Source organism: Brevundimonas sp. (assembly GCF_029946145.1).
In the GTDB taxonomy this organism is placed as follows: domain Bacteria; phylum Pseudomonadota; class Alphaproteobacteria; order Caulobacterales; family Caulobacteraceae; genus Brevundimonas.
Window position 1 is genome coordinate 46,492 of the sequence record NZ_JAQSDY010000030.1, and the last position, 14,470, is coordinate 60,961.

The following is a 14,470-nucleotide window of genomic DNA, read 5'->3' on the forward strand; positions in this document are numbered from 1 at the left end:
GGTCCCTCGCTGCTTGAGCGCAGGGTTTGATTGGTGACTACCGACGTCTTCACCCCCGAGAAACGCAGCGCGGTCATGCGCCGGGTGAAGAGCCATGACACGACGCCCGAGATGGCCGTGCGCCGTATTCTGCGCGCGGCCGGGATCGGTTACCGTCTGGGCGGCGCGGGCCTGCCGGGCCGCCCGGATCTGGTGATGAAGGGCCGGAGGGTCGCGGTCTTCGTGCACGGCTGTTTCTGGCACGGCCACGATTGCGCGAGGGGCGCGCGAAAGCCCAAGGCCAATGCCGCCTACTGGACCGCCAAGATCGATCGCAACCGGGCGCGTGACGAGGCCAGCCGGGCGGCCTTGACGGCGGCGGGCTGGCGGGTGGTCACGGTCTGGGAATGCGCCATGAAGGCGGACGGCTTCGCGGAGCGGTTGGTGGCCGAGGTGCGGGATCAGGCCGCGGCGGTTTCCGCCACGGGCTCTTCGGATTGAGCCATGGTCATCACGTGGGTGATGGCGCCCAGAAGCATTGGCGGCGTGATCGGCTTGGGCACGAAATAGGTCATGCCCGCTGCCGTGCAGGCGGCGATGTCGTCGGCCGAGGTGTCGGCGGTGACGGCGATGATCGGCGCCACGGCGTTGGGGCCGCCGCCGGCGCGGATGCGGCGGGTGGTCTCGCGGCCGTCCAGCTCGGGCATCCGCACGTCCATGAAGATCAGGTCGAAGGCGGTGTGCTCGCAGATCTTCAACGCCTGCATGCCGTCGGCGGCGGTGGCGATGTCGCAGCCCAGAGGCTGCAGGATCAGCTGGATGGCGCGGCGGTTGATGTCATGATCGTCGACGACCAGCACCCGCATGGGCCGGCCCTCGTCATCGTCCTCGCAAGCGGCCTCCGATGCGCCGGCGTCCTCGACCATCAGCGGCGCGGGGAGGGGCGGAGCCTCGTACAGGGGCTGGGGCGCGGCGATCTGTTCGGCGGCGGCCGAGCGGCGGCCCGACAGGGAGCGGGCGACGGCGTCGCGGCTCTCCTGATCCAGAACGGGCGCCTCGACAGCGACGGCCTCGCCGGGCTGGAGGTGCAGCGACAGGGTGAACTGGGCGCCGGCGCCCGGCCGGCTCCGCGCTGTCAGGCGTCCGTCCATCAACTCGACGAGCTGGCGGCTGATGGCCAGACCCAGGCCGGTGCCGCCGTGGACGGTGCTGACGCCGGCGATGGTCTGGTCAAAGGGCGTGAAAAGCCGGTCGAGCTGCTCGGAGGTCATGCCCGGCCCGGTGTCGGCGATCTCGATGAGCACGGCGTGGCCGCCCGGCTCGTCCGCCCACGCCTTCAGGCGCAGGGTGATGGACCCGGTGTCGGTGAATTTCATCGCATTGGAGATCAGGTTGTTCAGGACCTGACGCAGACGCATCGGATCCCCGCGCACCGCGTCGGGGACGGAGGACGCGCCCTCGACCCGGAGTTTGAGCCCCTTGGCCCGGGCCGGCCCGCGCCAGAGCCGGACGGTCTGGTTCAGCAGGTCGCGCAGATCGAAGTCGACCTGGTCCACCGTCATGTGACCGGCGTCCAGCTTGGCGTGGTCCAGCAGGTCGTCAAGCAGGGCCTTCATCATGAAGCCCGCGTCGGTGATCAGATGGGCTTGTGACCGCGCGGAGGCATCGGTCGCGCCGCGTTCGAGTTCGGCGGCGCCGGTGAGGATGGCGCTGATCGGGGTGCGAAGATCATGACCGATGGCGGCCAGGAAGGCGCTGCGGCCCTCCATGATGCGTTCGGCGTCCATCCGCTTCTGATCAGCTTCGACCCGGGCGGCGGTTTCGGCCAGGCGCGCGTCGTTCATCCGCTGCCAGGTCGACAGGCAGTAGGTGACGAAGACGCCCACCGCGATCGCGGCCGCGGTGACGAAGCCGGTCGATGCGCCATAGATGGCCATGAAGACCGGGGTGGCGGCCAGATAGAGGAACTGCACCGAGGCGGTCATCAGCATGACGGACGTCGAGCGCGGTGCGTTGATCACCGAATAGATGCAGCCCGCCGACAGCAGCATGGCGGCGCAGATGCCGCCCATCGGTCCGCCCAGTAGCCACATCGGAATCGAGAGACTGCCGAAATATGCGGCGTTGGCGATCAGCATCATCCAGCCGGCGACCAGGCGCAGTCCGGTCAGGGTTTCGCGACGACCGCTGTTGATCGGCGAGAAGACCCAGACATCCAGAGCCTGGATGGTGAAATAGCCCATCACCCAGGCGACGCTCAGTGGCCAGCCCAGCAGTGGGCTGAAAATCATGGCGGCGGCCGTGGCCATGCCCAGCCGCTGCAGCAACGCCTTGCGCCGTTGACGAATTGCAGTCGCCCAGGCCCCGGTCGTGGCGGCGTCATGGGCTTGCGTTCCGGCCGTAGCGATCGCCATGCGGTTCCCCGAGCAAGGCGTTCTCGCCTTCCTCCCACTATGCCGAGGTTGCCCTAACGCTCCGTCAACGGGCCGCGCCGACGGCCTCGGAGACGGTGGAGAAACCCTCGGCGCGCAGCCGGGCGGTCAGATCCCGCTTTATCCGTGGGATCAGCCCGGGGCCTTCGTAGATCAGGGCGGAATAGAGCTGGACGGCGCTGGCGCCGGCGCGAATCCTGGCCCAGGCCTCGGCCCCGGAATCGATCCCTCCGACCGCGATCAGGGGAAGACGGCCCGCCGATGCGTCCGCGGCGGCGCGCAGGGCTTTCATGGCGCGCGCCTTGAGCGGCGCGCCCGACAGCCCGCCCGCTTCCGCACGGTCCCGGGAGCGCAGGCTGTCCGGCCGGTCCAGGGTGGTGTTGGAGACGATCAGGGCGTCGATTCCGTGGTCCAGGCTGGCCTCGACGATCAGACCGATCTCGGCCGCCGTCAGATCGGGCGCGATCTTGAGAAACACCGGGGTCGGATCGCCGGCCCGGGCCTCGTTCAGCCGGCCCAGCAGGTCATCCAGCGCCGCCCGGCCCTGCAGGGCGCGAAGCCCGGGCGTATTGGGCGAGGACACATTGACGGTGAGATAGTCGCTGAGCCCGCGCAGCCGCCTGAGGCCGGCCACATAGTCCGCCGCCTTGTCTTCCGTGTCCTTGTTGGCCCCCAGATTAGCGCCGACCACGACCGACCGGGGCCGGTGTTCAAGGCGGGCGGCGAAGGCGTCCAGGCCCAGGTTGTTGAACCCCATCCGGTTGATGATGGCGCGGTCTTCCGACAGCCGGAACAGGCGCGGTTTCGGGTTGCCGGGCTGCGGCCGCGGCGTGACCGAGCCGCATTCCACGAAGCCGAAGCCAAGGCGCGCCAGACCCCTCAGGGCCTCTCCGTTCTTGTCCAGTCCGGCCGCCAGCCCGACCGGGTTCGGCAGGTCCAGCCCCGCGATCGTGGTTCTCAGAATCGGGTCGTCGGCGGGCGGGGAGGGCAGGGGTACGGCCTGAAGGGCGCGGATCGCCAGTTCGTGGGCAACCTCGGGATCGAGCTGTCGCAACAGGGCGGCGCCGAGGTCGTTCAGGGCCATCCGACCGCTCCGTCGTCGAAACGCATCACGCCCCCCGCGTCCACCGACAGCGGTCGCTCGTCCGTCGCGGCCGCGACCGGCAGGGGCGCGTAGAGGTGGGGAAACAGGGCGCCGCCGCGCGACGCCTCCCACTTCAGGTCATCGCCGAGAGGCCGCAGGTCCACGGCGACCAGCATAAGGTCCGTGCGGCCCGCATAGTGCCGCCGCGCGGTCTCCGCCAGCTGGTCGGCGCCCGACAGGTGGATATAGCCGTCCGCCAGATCCACCGCCGAACCGGCATAGGCGCCCTCGGCGCGCGCGGCGGCCCATTCGGTCCGGTCGACCAGCTTGAAGGCGACCTCCGTCATTCGCCGGCCAGGTCGCGGGGCTGCAGGAATCCCTCGAAGGCGCACCGGCCGGCCACATCCACGTTGAAGATGGCGGCGGCGCCCGGCGGAAAACCGCCGCTCATGCGATCCAGAACCGAAGGCGAGGCCGCGCTTTCGATCAGATACTCCACGGCCAGCAGGTGGATGCCCGGATTGTGCGCCACCACCATCAGGCAACCGGCCTCGTCCTCGGCGTCCTCGATGTAGTGGCGCAGGGTGTCGGACCCGCCGTTGTAGAGTGGTTCGGGCTCGCGCACCTGCACATCGCCGAAGGCGTCGTGCAGCAGATCCCAGGTCTGGTGCGTGCGGGTCGAGGGGGAGACGAACGCAAGATCCGGCCGCATGCCCCGCGCGGCCAGTGCCCGGCCCATCGCGACGGCGTCGCTCCGTCCCTTGTCCGACAGGGAACGATCACGGTCATGGCCCGAGACGGACGACTTCTCGGCCTTGGCGTGGCGCATCAGGATCAGTCGTTGCATGGCCCCGGCTTTAAGGGCGTTCGCGCGTTCCCGCCAGATCGCCGCCCACCAGTTTCTCGCCCAGTTTCTCACGGTGCGACCGGTTCGCCGGCTGGGGCTGGAGCGCGGGCGTCATCACCGGAGCTGTCGCCACCGCCCCGCCGGGCCGGATACGGGCATAGGCCTGACGCGTCGCCTCCAGCAGGATGACCCCCGCCGCGCCCGGCATGATGCGCTTGCCGATCTGTTCGAAGCCGTCGGCCAACGGGAGCAGCGGCCCCCAAGGCGGTACATACAGGGTCTGGGACCAGGCGGTCGGCTCCAGCCCGGCGGCCCGCACCAGCCGCTCCAGCTGGCCCCGGGTGAAGGGCCGTCCATGCCCGAAGGGAGTCGTTTCAGCTCGCGCCCAGAGCCCGCCGCGCGCCGCCGCGACCAGGATGATCCGCCCCGCCGGCGACAGGGCGCGCACGGCCTCGGCCATCAGGGCCGGGGCGTCGTCTGCCTCTTCCAGGGCGTGGACCAGCAGGATGCGGTCGAACGAACCGGCGGCGAAGGGCAGGCGGCGATCGTCGACCAGAAGCGTCCGGTTCTTGCCGACGGGGGGCCACAGCTCGACCCCCTGACCGCCCGGCATGGCCGCGACCACGCGGCGCGCGCCGACGAAGGCGTCCAGCCAGGGCGTTGCGTAGCCGAGGCCCAGCACGTCGCTGTTGGCCGCCTCGCCCCAGGCGTCTTCCAGACGCCGGGCCAGCAGACGACGCGCCAGGGCGCCGGCCGGCTCGCCGTAGAAGATGCGAAGGTCCTCGATGCTGCGCCGCATGGGATCAACATAGTCCGGGTCAGGCCGGGCTGCTAGGATGGGCGCATGACCCTGGACGTGCACCTCTTCCCCTGCCTGAACGACAACTACGGCCTTCTGATCCGCGATGCCGCCACCGGCGTGGTCGCCACGATCGACACGCCGGACGCCGCCGTCATCCTGGACCAGCTGAAGCGATCGGGCTGGGGGCGGCTGGACCTGATCCTGAATACCCACTGGCACCAGGACCATACCCAGGGCAACGCCCGGCTGAAGGCGGAGACCGGCTGCGAGATCATCGGGCCGGAAGAGGCGCGCAAGGCGGCGCCCATCGACCGGATCGTCGCCGGCGGCGACACGGTGATGCTGGGCGAGACCATGCTGGAGGTTACCGACGCGCCGGGCCACACCCTGGGCCATATCGTCTATCGCTCGGCCGCGGACGCCCAGGCCTTCGTCGGCGATGTGCTGTTCGTGCTCGGCTGCGGCCGGCTGTTCGAGGGAACGCCCGAGCAGATGCACGCCAGCCTGCGGACCCTGGCGGCATGGCCGGACGAGACGGTGGTCTGGTGCGCCCATGAGTATACGGCCGCCAACGCCCGCTTCGCCCTGAGCCTGGACGGCCGGCCGGAAATGATCGCGCGGGCCGAGGAGATTTTCGCGATGCGCAAACGGGGGGAGGCGACCGTTCCGACCACCATCGGCGCGGAAAAGGCTTTCAATCCGTTCGTCCGGGCCGCCGACGCCGCAGAATTCGCCGCCCGGCGCGCCGCCAAGGACGTTTTCGCCGGCTAGACGCCTTCAGCGACGGAGCGGCGCGGCCGGGGTCAGGAAGGCGTCGATCACGCGGGCCGACGAGGGTCTGCCCGCCACGCCCTGGACCGGCGACACCACGATGCGCAGGTCGCCCCGGGCGTAGGTCACCGAGGCGCGGGCGCCGTCGACGATGGTGATGCTGCGCAGACGGTCCAGCGACGACCGGGCCGAGGGCGAGCGGGCGATGCGCAGGGCCGCGTCCGTCGACAGGATCAGGGCCTCGACGGTCAGGCTTTCGGCGGCGCTGTCGGTGTCGACATTGATCTCGATCAGTCGCCCCAGCGCCTGGCTCAGCATGGCGCTGCGCCGGGTCATCAGCTGGAACATCTGGGCCGGACCCAGGGTCGGCGGCGTCAGGCTGGGGGCCGGTCCGGACAGGGAGGCCGGCGATCCACCCGGCGCGCGCGGGGTATAGACGGTCATGCCGCCGCCGGGTGTGACCCGCAGCAGCTGATCGCCCGCGTCATTGCGGTAGATGACGTCGCCGCGCGGCGCCGCGGTCGGGCGCAGCACCCAGGTCTCGTCGCGCCGGTCAAAGCGCAGAAGGGGCCGTTGACCCGAACGGTCGAGGATGAAGCCCTCGCCCGATTCCGCGACGTAACGGCCCGTGGGCGGCATAGTCCGCGAGGCCGGGGTGCTGTTGCGCAGAGACTGGCTCTGTTCGGCCTGGGCGTTCCCGCGGGTCTGGGCCTGGGCTTCGGAAGGCGTCGAGGCAAAGGACAGCCCCGCAGCCGCGAAGGCGATCGCCATCGCGGCCGGAAGCGGCGTTCGCGCCGTTCTGGACCCTGCCGTCAACTCCATGGCGAACAGTCGTGAAACGGGCGCGCGGCGGATTTTGGGCAGCTCCGGGTCAGCCGACCAGATACTGACCACCGTTCAGCGACAGGGTGCAGCCTGTGACATATCCGGCACGTTCGCCGGACAGCCAGGACACCATGTCAGCGATTTCCTCGCCTTTTCCGAGCCTTCCGACCGGGATCTGGGCGATGATTCCGGCCAGGACCTTCTCGTCCATGGCCCCGACCATCTCGGTGTCGATATAGCCGGGGGCGATGCAGTTCACCGTCACGCCCTTGCGCGCATTCTCGAGCGCCAGCGCCTTGGTGAAGCCGATCATGCCGGCCTTGGCGGCGGAGTAGTTGGTCTGGCCGATCTGGCCCTTCTGGCCGTTGATCGAGCTGATGTTGACGATGCGGCCGAAGCCGCGGTCGCGCATGCCGTTGATCACCTGACGCGTCATGTTGAAGACGCTGTCCATGTTGACGCGGATGACGTCCGACCACTGGTCCGAGCTCATCTTGTGGAAGAAGCCGTCGCGGGTGATGCCGGCGTTGTTGACCAGCACGTCGATCGGCCCCAGCTGGTCCTCGACCTCCTTCACCGCGCGGGCGCAGTCCTCGAACGAGCCGACGTTGCCCTTGACGATGGTGACGCCCAGCTCCTTTGCGGTGGCCTCGGCCGCCTCGGTATTGCCGGAATAGCCGGCGGCGACGGACATGCCGTCTTCCTTCAACCGCTGGACGATCGCCTTGCCGATGCCGCGGGTGCCACCCGTGACCAGAGCCACTCGAGCCATGTGCGTTTCCTTGTCCCTGACGGAGCCGTCTGACGCGGCGCCTGTTCAGGAACAGGTGTAGCGGCGGAAGGTTCGAGGGTCGACCCTTCGCGCCTCGCCTCAGATCTTCGCCATGTCCAGCACGAACCGGTACCGCACGTCCGACTTCTCCAGCCGGGCGTAGGCCTCGTTGATCTGGTCGGGGGCGATGACCTCGATGTCGCAGGACAGGTCGTGCTCGGCGCAGAAGTCGAGCATCTCCTGGGTCTCGCGGATGCCGCCGATCAGCGACCCGGCGACGGCGCGACGGCGCCACAGCAGGCCCATTGCGTAAACCGGCAGACCCTCGGTGGTCAGGCCCAGCATGACCATGGTCCCGTCCCTGGCCAGCAGGTTCACATGGCTGGCGATCTCATGCGTCGCCGAGACGGTGTTGATGATCAGGTCGAAACTCTCGCCCGCCGCCTTCATCGCCGCCTTGTCCGAGTTGATGAGGAAATGCTTCGCCCCCATCCGCTCGGCGTCGGCCTTCTTGCGGTCCGAGGTCGACAGGACCGTGACCTCGGCTCCCATGGCCGCCGCCTGTTTGACGGCCATGTGGCCCAGGCCGCCCAGACCAATCACGGCGACCTTCGAACCCGGCCCGACCTTCCAGTGGCGCAGGGGCGAATAGGTGGTGATGCCGGCGCACAGCAGCGGCGCGGCGGCGTCCAGCGGAATGCTGTCGGGGATGGTGACGACATAGTTCTGGTCGACGACGATGGCGGTGGCGTATCCGCCCTGGGTGATGGTCTGGCCGACGGCGGCGCCCTTGGGATCGGCCGAGCCATAGGTCTGGGTCATGCCTGGGACGCAGTACTGTTCCTCGCCTTCCAGACAGGGTTTGCACTGGCGGCAGCTGTCGACCATGCAGCCGACGCCGACCCGGTCGCCGACCTTGAAGCGGGCGACATTGCCGCCGACCGCCGTGACCACGCCCGCGATCTCGTGACCCGGGACGATTGGATAGGTCGTGTTGCCCAGGTCGTTCTTCACGACGTGCAGGTCGGAGTGGCAGACGCCGCAGAATTTGATCTCGATGGCCACGTCGTCCGGGCCCGGGTCGCGCCGGTCGAAGCTGAAGGGCGACAGGGGGGCGGCGCTGGACGTGGCGGCGAAGGCGCGGGTGGCGATGGGCATGGAAACTCCTGCAGGGGCTTTCGTTCAAGTGAGCGCCGGAGCGAGCGCCCGCAAGGGCGCGTTGCCGGGTTGGCGGCGAAGCGCTAGGGTTGCTCTGTCGAAAAGGACCAGCGTCGGCAATTGGTAAGCCCGGCGTCCTTCCAAATTCTGGAAGGCTCCGTCGCCGCCCGGGCCCCCATGGGTCGGCGACCCTCGGCAAGCCTGGCGCACCCCGCGTCGCCCGGCTTGTCGGGCGTGTCCGCAGCGGCCCTCCCGTCAGGCCAATTTTGCTGGAGAGTCCCCATGCCCACGATCACCGCCGATGCAGGCGTCGTCACCCAGATCAATGTCTTCGAGGTCCTTCCCGGTCAGACCGGAAACCTGATCGCCCTGTTGCAGGAGGCCGCCGCGGCGTGCCGCACCAACGTGCCCGGATGGCTCTCCGCCAGCCTCCACGTCAGCGACGACGGCCGCCGGGTGATCAACTACGCCCAGACAAGGGATCGCGCGGCCATGGGCGAGGTCTTCGCCTTCCTCACGCGCCAGGGATTCCTGGAGCGGAACAAGGCTTTCGGCGTCGCCGGTCCGGGCCTCTACGAGGTCGTATGGACGCTGGAGCGCTGACCCGAAGGCGGCTCAGCCCAGCTTTTCGATCAGCGCCTGGGCCGCCGCCGGATTGCGCACCTTCGCCCCGGCGATGAAATAGGCGAAGACGTCGCCCGTCTTCGCCCAGTCGCGGGTCTGTTTGACGATCGCGTCCAGCTCGTCCGGGGACAGGCCCGTGGGCTCGTCCTCGCGGCTCGACATCAGCCGCGCGTACCTGAAATCGGCGGTGTTCTGGTCGATCCGCGGCCATTCCGGCGCCTCGTCGTCGTGGCCGTAGACGATGGCCGCGCCGTATTTGCGGGCCAGATCGTAGAACTGCTCGTTGTCGAACGTTCCGCTGCGGACCTCCAGCGCATGCCGCAGCCGCACCCCGTCCTTCTCCTTGGGCAACAGCTTCAGAAAGCCCTCGAAATCGACCGGATCGAACTTCTTGGTGGCCATGAACTGCCAGTTGATCGGCCCCAGCTTGTCCCCGAGCACGGTCAGGCCCTGATCGAGGAACCGATCGAAACTCTCGGCGCCTTCCGACAGGATTTTCCGGTTGGTGCAGAACCGGCTGGCCTTGACCGCGAAGACGAAGTCGTCTGGCGTCTCGTCGCGCCACTTCATCCAGGTCTCGGGCTTGAAGCCGGAATAATAGGTGCCGTTGATCTCCAGCGACTGCGTAGTTAGGCTCATAAACGCAAGCTCTTGTTTTTGCGGTAGTTTTTCTGGATAGAAGACTCCACGCCATGGTTCGTACGTCCAACCACCCACGCCAACCCTGATTTTGCCGGTCATTTCAGTCCCCAATTCCACCGAGACAGTTTAGCCGTTGGTGAGCTTCCAGATGAGCGGATTTTCACCGGCTTTTTGGCCCACGCGCATTTTCTGGAGAGCCTTTCTCGGATCGCTGAAGGCAGCCACGTCGGGATGAAAGCTACAGTTCTCACCCCTGACGGAATAGTGGCGCTCCAGTTGTCCGCAAACTAGTCCGGGCCGCACAATCCCGCCGCATCGCATGTGGTCATAAAACGCTGGGCGCGCATGCCATTTCCGACGGACCTGTTGATCCCGAAGCTGCTTCCATTGTTCGTCGTGCGTCATAGTGCTCTCCTCGCTGTCTGCTCTCCTATTTAACTTGGCGATTTCCTCCCGGACTTAGATACAGGACTCACCTTCACTGGGTGACATTTCCTGATTCGGCTTTGGCTATGTTATTATCGCTGCATCCACTAGGAGATTAGAAATGTCACGTACTAACAACACTGATTTCATCAACCCAAACCTCACTGCCATTCCTGCCCCTAATGCTGCCATTATGGAAGAGCTTCGACAAATCAAGGCGGCCGTTAAGCGCATCGAACAGCGTCAACTTCGAGACAAACAACAGCCGGACACTTAACACGCTTTATGGTGGCGCTTGTTTCTAGCAGGCCGCGGCCCATACTTGGCACCTCAGCAATAGGACAAAATATGAACTCGACTTCTTCTTTTGCGGTAATCAAGGCCTTGGTAGAGACCTGCTCTGAAATTCAGGGCGGCGGCCAACCCAATCTGGCCCATAAACTAGCGCCTGCACTGGCACAGGCAGAAGCCTACGGTTGGCATCAGGATGTAGACCAGCTCAAAGAGCTTATCGCCGCGCAACCCAGCTAGGGCAAAGAGGGACGCCCTTAGGGCTGTATAGACCGACTCTGTGACCTAATGCAGCATTTTCAACGACTTAGCCAGGTGCTTAACTCCGCACTACTGCTCGATCGAGGTCGTGTGCCGGCTGGCGTATTCCAGCTCGCGCTTCTGGCTCCATTTCTCGGGATAGAAGACGCCGCGCCACGGCTCATAGGTCCAGCCGCCGATGCCGACGCGGATCTTGCCTGTCATGTCGTCCTCCCTGTCCACAAGGGACCTAGGATCAGAGGGGCGAACTCACAAGCGCCCGGTAGGCTGCGGTCGCCTGCCCCCGCGCCGTCTCGTCATCCAGCAGGCGGCGCGAGTGTCCATAGGCCAGCACCAGCCCCTTGAACTGGAACACCTTGAGTTCCAGCGTCGTGTCGTCGGCGTCGGGACAAAGGGCCCGGAATTCGCGCTTCAGCGTCTTCGCCCAGAGCACCTGGCTGCCCTTCAGCGTGTCGCGCAGCGGACCCGGCTGGTCGTCCAGTTCCATCGCCGCGGCCTTCAGGGGGCAGCCTCCCGGGCGGTCCTCGCCGTCGATCCAGTCCAGTTCGCCCTTGAAGATCCGATCCAGCCGTTCGCGACCGGGGGCAAGAGGCTCAGCCGGGTCCCAGACCGCCGTCCTGAAACGGTCGATCATGGCGTCCACCACCTCGGCCTGCAGCGCCTCCTTGGACTGGAAATGCTTCAGCACGGCGCTCTTGGACACGCCCGCGGCGCCCGCGACGTCCTGCAGGCTGACGGCGGCGAGGCCTCGCACGGTGACCTGCGCCATCGCCTCGTCGATCAGCCGGGCATGCGTAGCGTCGCCTTTGGGCGGCATGAAATCAAACCTCTTGACTCGAAGTGACCGATCGGTCACTTAATGGTGCACGAACGGTCACTTTCCCACGGATCGTTCGCCATGACCAGCCCCGGAGGATACCATGCTCGTCCTGTCCCTGATGGCGGCCCTCGCCGTCCAGACCGCCGCCCCCGCACCGTCGTCGGGCGCCGCGGCCACCCTGCTTCAACCCCGCGAGGTCCAGCTGAACCTCGACGGCCGCAACTGGAACTGCGGTCCCGCCGGCCAATGCGTCGGGCGCGGCGGCGGCACGACCCAGCCGCTGATGCGCGAATGCCGCCGCTTCGTCAGCCGCGCGGGCCTGGTGTCCAGCTTCGGCCGCGCCGGCCTTTCCCTGACCGAGGCCGAGGTGGCCGAGTGCAACGCCACCGAAATCGCCCGCACCCGGCGGGCGGTCGGCGCCTGATGGCCGCCGGACGCAACCGCGCGACGCTTGAAGCCGTCTTCGAAGGTCTGGCCGTCGGTGACGGCCGGGCCTTCGTCGACGCCATGGCCGAGGACTTCACCTGGATCATGATCGGATCGACCGACTGGTCCGGCGTCTATCGCGGCAAGGCGGCGGTGCGCGGCGAGCTGCTGCGCCCGCTGATGGCGCGCTTCAAATCCTACCGGAACACGCCGCGGCGCTTCATCGTCGATGGCGACCGGGCCGCGATCCAGTGTCAGGGCGACGCCGAGACCCTGGACGGCAAACGCTATGACAACACCTACTGCTGGGTGGTGCGGTTCCGGAACGGCCAGTTGGTCGAACTGACCGAATACATGGACACCCAGCTGGTCGTCGACGCCCTCGGCCCCTACGAGCGCGGCGCGGCCTAGTAGGCGAAATCCCGGTACATCCGCCGGACATCGCCCTGCCACTCCCCGTGGTAGAGCTCCAGCAGCCGATCGGCGGGGGTGACCCCGCTGTCGGCGATGTCTTCCAGTTCCGACAGATAGCCCCGCTCGTCGACCATCCCGCCAGAGAAGCGGGCGCGGTTCTTGAGACCTTCGCGGGCGATGTGGACCATGTCCACGGCCACGTCCCGGACCGACCGGCCGGCCACTTCGGCCTTGAGACCCAGCCGTGTGACGTCGCGGCGCAGCCGCTCGTGGTCGGCGATGTCCCAGTCCTTGACCAGGTCCCAGGCCGCGGCCAGGGCCGCACCGTCATACAGAACGCCGGCCCACAGGGCCTGAAGCGCGCAGATCCGGCTCCACGGCCCGCCGTCCGCGCCGCGCATCTCCAGATACGACTTCAGACGCACCTCGGGGAAGAGCGTCGTCAGATGGTCGTTCCAGTCCTTCTTCGTGGCGCGCTCGCCCGGCAGGGCGTCGAGACCCTCGGTCATGAACCGGCGGAACGACCGGCCCGACAGGTCGACGTATCTCTCGCCGCGCTTGGCGAAATACATCGGCACGTCCAGGGCGTAGTCGGCGTAGCGCTCGTAACCGAAGCCGTCCTGGAACACGAAGTCCAGCATGCCGGTGCGGTCCGGATCGGTGTCGGTCCAGACGTTGGCGCGCGAGGACAGGAAGCCGCTGGGCTTGCCCTCGATGAAGGGCGAGCAGGCGAACAGGGCGGTGGCGATCGGCTGCAGCGCCAGCGAGGTGCGGAACTTGGCCACCATGTCGGCCTCGTCAGCGAAATCCAGGTTCGACTGGATGGTGCAGGTGCGCAGCATCATGTCGAGGCCCAGGGACCCCTTCTTCGGCATATAGGCCCGCATGATCTTGTAGCGGCCCTTGGGCATGACCGGCACGTCCTCGCGCCGCCACAGGGGATCGAAACCGGCGCCGATGAAGCCGAGGTTCAGGTGGTCGGCGACCTGTTTGACCTCCATCAGATGCTGGCCCGTCTCGTTGCAGATGTCGTGCACGTCCTTCAGCGGCGCGCCCGACAGCTCGAACTGGCCGCCCGGCTCCAGCGAGATCGAGGCGGTCATCCCTTCGTCGTTCTTCCGCTCGAGTGCGATGACGTAGCCAGCTTCCTCGACCGGCGCCCAGCCGAACCGCTGCAGGCCGGTCAGCATGGCGAGAATGCCGCTTTCACCCTCATAGGCCGGGCGGCGCAGGGTCGTGCGGTCGAAACCGAATTTCTCGTGCTCCGCGCCGATGCGCCATTGATCCTTCGGCTTGGCGCCTTTCGACATGGCGCCGATCAGGTCTTCCCGGGAAAGCGGCGCGTCGTCGGTCATGCGGATCTTTCAGCCCCAGAGCCCGAAGGCTGTCGTTGCGGCTAGATGGGGCGAAACAGCGCGTTCCTCAAGGGACGTCGCGATGAACCATGCCGTGTTTGCGGCGGGCCGTGAACGGCGTCATGACGCTGACGAAGAAGGCGACCGACCATCCCAGCAGGATGGCCCCCGCCACGCCCTCGATCGCGCCGAGCAAACGCCACTCCGGCGCCATCAGCGAGTCGTCGTAGCCGATCGAGCCGTAGCTGATGCTGGAGAAATAGACGGCCTCGCGCAGGTCGGGCACCGCGCCGATCAGCTTGTAGACGGCGGCGTACATCCAGATTTCCGCCCCGTGGACGACGAACAGGCCCAGGACCACGGCGATGGTCAGCAGCGCGTGCCGCCACAGCGGCCCCTCGACATAGGACCGGCCCGCCCTGCGTTCGTAGAATTCCAGCCCGCGGCCGAGGCCCAGCAGGCCGAAGCCATGAATGCTGACGGCGAGCAGGGCCATAACCGTCGACAGGGCCAGTTCGTTGAACATGCTGCATCCTGCCCT

At 67.4% G+C, this 14,470-nt stretch carries 19 protein-coding genes and 1 pseudogene; 6 read left to right on the forward strand and 14 right to left on the reverse strand.

The window, feature by feature from the left end; translation table 11 throughout:
• The first annotated feature begins 33 nt into the window (after nucleotides 1-33).
• On the forward strand, nucleotides 34-480 hold the full coding sequence (locus PSV23_RS16460; RefSeq protein ID WP_300471205.1) for a very short patch repair endonuclease: 447 nt from the start codon (nucleotides 34-36) through the stop codon (nucleotides 478-480).
• On the opposite strand, the gene PSV23_RS16465 is transcribed toward PSV23_RS16460, so the two are convergent.
• From PSV23_RS16465 to PSV23_RS16485, 5 genes are all read right to left on the reverse strand, one after another.
• Nucleotides 441-2,393: an ATP-binding protein gene (locus tag PSV23_RS16465; RefSeq protein WP_300471208.1), complete on the reverse strand. Its 1,953-nt coding sequence runs from the start codon at nucleotides 2,391-2,393 to the stop codon at nucleotides 441-443. The two genes, PSV23_RS16460 and PSV23_RS16465, sit on opposite strands and share 40 nt — an antisense overlap.
• A 64-nt stretch (nucleotides 2,394-2,457) precedes the next feature.
• The gene (locus PSV23_RS16470) at nucleotides 2,458-3,495 is read right to left on the reverse strand and encodes a quinone-dependent dihydroorotate dehydrogenase (RefSeq protein ID WP_300471210.1); all 1,038 of its coding nucleotides are present in this window, start codon (nucleotides 3,493-3,495) and stop codon (nucleotides 2,458-2,460) included.
• Nucleotides 3,486-3,842: a DUF952 domain-containing protein gene (locus PSV23_RS16475; RefSeq protein ID WP_300471212.1), complete on the reverse strand. Its 357-nt coding sequence runs from the start codon at nucleotides 3,840-3,842 to the stop codon at nucleotides 3,486-3,488. The genes PSV23_RS16470 and PSV23_RS16475 overlap by 10 nt, the downstream gene beginning before the upstream one ends.
• Complete coding sequence (locus PSV23_RS16480) at nucleotides 3,839-4,342, reverse strand: histidine phosphatase family protein (RefSeq protein WP_300471215.1); 504 nt, start codon at nucleotides 4,340-4,342, stop codon at nucleotides 3,839-3,841. Before PSV23_RS16480 ends, PSV23_RS16475 begins: the two co-directional genes overlap by 4 nt.
• 10 nt (nucleotides 4,343-4,352) lie before the next feature.
• Nucleotides 4,353-5,141: a class I SAM-dependent methyltransferase gene (locus PSV23_RS16485; protein WP_300471218.1), complete on the reverse strand. Its 789-nt coding sequence runs from the start codon at nucleotides 5,139-5,141 to the stop codon at nucleotides 4,353-4,355.
• 45 nt (nucleotides 5,142-5,186) lie between these two features.
• Between PSV23_RS16485 and gloB the strand changes: the two genes are divergently transcribed.
• A complete protein-coding gene (gene gloB, locus PSV23_RS16490; protein WP_300471221.1) occupies nucleotides 5,187-5,915 on the forward strand; it encodes a hydroxyacylglutathione hydrolase in 729 nt (242 codons plus the stop codon).
• Nucleotides 5,916-5,921: 6 nt separating this feature from the next.
• Here the strand turns inward: gloB and PSV23_RS16495 are convergent, their stop codons facing one another.
• From PSV23_RS16495 to PSV23_RS16505, 3 genes are all read right to left on the reverse strand, one after another.
• Nucleotides 5,922-6,686, reverse strand: a complete 765-nt coding sequence (locus PSV23_RS16495; RefSeq protein ID WP_300471223.1) for a DUF4908 domain-containing protein — start codon at nucleotides 6,684-6,686, stop codon at nucleotides 5,922-5,924.
• Nucleotides 6,687-6,786: 100 nt separating this feature from the next.
• Nucleotides 6,787-7,512 (reverse strand): acetoacetyl-CoA reductase, encoded by a 726-nt coding sequence (gene phbB, locus PSV23_RS16500; protein ID WP_300471225.1) that lies wholly within the window; start codon nucleotides 7,510-7,512, stop codon nucleotides 6,787-6,789.
• A gap of 99 nt (nucleotides 7,513-7,611) precedes the next feature.
• The gene (locus PSV23_RS16505) at nucleotides 7,612-8,670 is read right to left on the reverse strand and encodes an NAD(P)-dependent alcohol dehydrogenase (protein ID WP_300471228.1); all 1,059 of its coding nucleotides are present in this window, start codon (nucleotides 8,668-8,670) and stop codon (nucleotides 7,612-7,614) included.
• 282 nt (nucleotides 8,671-8,952) lie between these two features.
• On the opposite strand from PSV23_RS16505, the gene PSV23_RS16510 reads away from it, so the two are divergent.
• Entirely contained in the window at nucleotides 8,953-9,273 is a 321-nt protein-coding gene (locus tag PSV23_RS16510) for an antibiotic biosynthesis monooxygenase (RefSeq protein WP_300471230.1), read from the forward strand.
• Between the two features lie 12 nt (nucleotides 9,274-9,285).
• Here PSV23_RS16510 and PSV23_RS16515 read toward each other — a convergent pair whose 3' ends face one another.
• Nucleotides 9,286-10,035, reverse strand: coding sequence for a DUF72 domain-containing protein (locus PSV23_RS16515; RefSeq protein WP_300471233.1), 750 nt, complete (start codon nucleotides 10,033-10,035; stop codon nucleotides 9,286-9,288).
• Nucleotides 10,036-10,062: 27 nt separating this feature from the next.
• Nucleotides 10,063-10,341 carry a hypothetical protein gene (locus tag PSV23_RS16520; RefSeq protein WP_300471235.1) on the reverse strand — a complete coding sequence of 93 codons (279 nt, stop codon included), beginning with the start codon at nucleotides 10,339-10,341 and terminating at the stop codon, nucleotides 10,063-10,065.
• Nucleotides 10,342-10,710: 369 nt separating this feature from the next.
• Between PSV23_RS16520 and PSV23_RS16525 the strand changes: the two genes are divergently transcribed.
• A complete protein-coding gene (locus PSV23_RS16525) occupies nucleotides 10,711-10,893 on the forward strand; it encodes a hypothetical protein (protein WP_300471237.1) in 183 nt (60 codons plus the stop codon).
• A 96-nt stretch (nucleotides 10,894-10,989) separates the two neighbouring features.
• Here the strand turns inward: PSV23_RS16525 and PSV23_RS16530 are convergent.
• Both PSV23_RS16530 and PSV23_RS16535 read right to left on the reverse strand, forming a co-directional pair.
• Nucleotides 10,990-11,118, reverse strand: a pseudogene (locus PSV23_RS16530) (DUF72 domain-containing protein); the annotation flags it as partial.
• A 31-nt stretch (nucleotides 11,119-11,149) separates the two neighbouring features.
• On the reverse strand, nucleotides 11,150-11,731 hold the full coding sequence (locus PSV23_RS16535; protein WP_300471240.1) for a TetR/AcrR family transcriptional regulator: 582 nt from the start codon (nucleotides 11,729-11,731) through the stop codon (nucleotides 11,150-11,152).
• Nucleotides 11,732-11,834: 103 nt separating this feature from the next.
• Here PSV23_RS16535 and PSV23_RS16540 point away from each other — a divergent pair, with 103 nt between their 5' ends.
• Entirely contained in the window at nucleotides 11,835-12,158 is a 324-nt protein-coding gene (locus PSV23_RS16540) for a hypothetical protein (RefSeq protein ID WP_300471243.1), read from the forward strand.
• Nucleotides 12,158-12,571, forward strand: a complete 414-nt coding sequence (locus PSV23_RS16545) for a nuclear transport factor 2 family protein (RefSeq protein WP_300471245.1) — start codon at nucleotides 12,158-12,160, stop codon at nucleotides 12,569-12,571. Before PSV23_RS16540 ends, PSV23_RS16545 begins: the two co-directional genes overlap by 1 nt.
• On the opposite strand, the gene PSV23_RS16550 is transcribed toward PSV23_RS16545, so the two are convergent.
• Together PSV23_RS16550 and PSV23_RS16555 are read right to left on the reverse strand one after the other, a co-directional pair.
• Complete coding sequence (locus PSV23_RS16550; RefSeq protein WP_300471246.1) at nucleotides 12,568-13,929, reverse strand: glutamate--cysteine ligase; 1,362 nt, start codon at nucleotides 13,927-13,929, stop codon at nucleotides 12,568-12,570. The genes PSV23_RS16545 and PSV23_RS16550 overlap by 4 nt on opposite strands.
• Nucleotides 13,930-13,996: 67 nt before the next feature.
• A complete protein-coding gene (locus PSV23_RS16555) occupies nucleotides 13,997-14,455 on the reverse strand; it encodes an ion channel (protein WP_300471248.1) in 459 nt (152 codons plus the stop codon).
• Nucleotides 14,456-14,470 lie beyond the last annotated feature (15 nt).